At 70.9% G+C, this 1,206-nt stretch carries 2 protein-coding genes; one reads left to right on the top strand and one right to left on the bottom strand.

Annotation, left to right across the window (positions count from 1 at the left end; translation table 11 throughout):
• On the bottom strand, positions 1 to 182 hold a 182-nt coding region (locus tag H5J29_RS33500; RefSeq protein WP_181784878.1), incomplete at its 3' end, for a hypothetical protein.
• Positions 183 to 436: 254 nt separating this feature from the next.
• Here H5J29_RS33500 and H5J29_RS33495 point away from each other — a divergent pair.
• Complete coding sequence (locus tag H5J29_RS33495; RefSeq protein ID WP_312858518.1) at positions 437 to 1,084, top strand: Pr6Pr family membrane protein; 648 nt, start codon at positions 437 to 439, stop codon at positions 1,082 to 1,084.
• The last annotated feature ends 122 nt before the right edge of the window (positions 1,085 to 1,206 follow it).

The raw sequence follows: 1,206 nt of genomic DNA, 5'->3' as shown, positions 1-1,206 counted from the left end.
GCGTCGATCCCGGCGACCAGCGCGGCGGCCACGACCGGGATCGCGGCGGTGTCGGCCTCGTCCGCGGTCCGGGGCGCGACCGCGGCACCCTTCTCGCCCTTGTCCTTCTTGCGACGCTTGCGGGGGGCGCCCCCGAAGCGGGCGCCCGTGAAACCGATGTCGTAGTCGTCGGCCGGGGTCATGTGTCTCCCTCTGCACGGAGGCGCCTCATGGGTCGCACGTTCCCCACGGCTCGTTACGGAGTTGTGTCATGGGTGTTCCACCGGGATGACGATCGCCCTCCGTGGTCGGCATCCGCCTTACAGGTGATGTGGTGATCTCTCTTCGTCACCGTCCGACCATGGCGAACCCGTCGAAAGGGGACGAGCAGGACCGTCACCTGATCGCGTCCTCGTCGTTGCCCGCAGGGTGCCCTCCGGGGCATTAGGTTGCTCCGGTGGCCCGGTATCTCCCCTTGGCTCGGCCCTGGTTCGGGCTCGTCGCCGCCGTCGCCCTGCTGGGCGTGGCCGTCCAGCTCGTCGCGACGGCGTTCTTCCCGTTGCCCGGGGCGTTCTTCTCGGGCCGGGTGGCCCAGGTCCTGAACGTCTTCTGCTTCTTCACGATCCTCAGCAACCTGCTGGTCGCCGTCGTGTTCGCGCTGCTCGCCGCGGAGCCCGACCGAGACGACCGCACCATCCGCGTCCTGCTGCTCGACGCGGTGCTCGCCATCGCCGTGACGGGCATCGTCTACAACCTCGTCCTGGCCCAGACGGCGAACCCCGTGGGGCTGCACCAGGTCGCGAACGTGCTCTGCCACATGCTCACCCCGCTGCTCGCCGTCGTCGGGTGGCTGCTGTTCGGGCCGCGGGGGCTGGTGGACCGGAAGGTCGTGCTGCTGTCGGCGATCTACCCGATCGCCTGGCTGGCGTTCACCCTCGTCCGCGGGGCGGTGATCGACTGGTACCCGTACCCGTTCGTCGACGTCGTCGCGCACGGGTACGGGCGGGTGCTGGTGAACTGCCTGGTCGTGGCGGTGCTCTTCCTGGGGCTCGGGTTCGGTGCGCTGGCCCTCGACCGCAGGCTCCCCGGCCTGCACGCCGGATAGGTGACCCTCGCCCGCCGCACCGTCGTCCTCGGCGCGGCGGCCGCGGCCACCGGGGTGGGCCTGCCGGCCTGCGCGGCCCCGCCACCCGCTCCACGATCTCGACCATGCCGAACTTCGCGTTC

The organism is Pseudonocardia pini (assembly GCF_013870575.1).
In the GTDB taxonomy this organism is placed as follows: Bacteria; Actinomycetota; Actinomycetes; order Mycobacteriales; family Pseudonocardiaceae; genus Pseudonocardia; species Pseudonocardia pini.
This window is presented reverse-complemented; position numbering and strand designations above follow the sequence as displayed.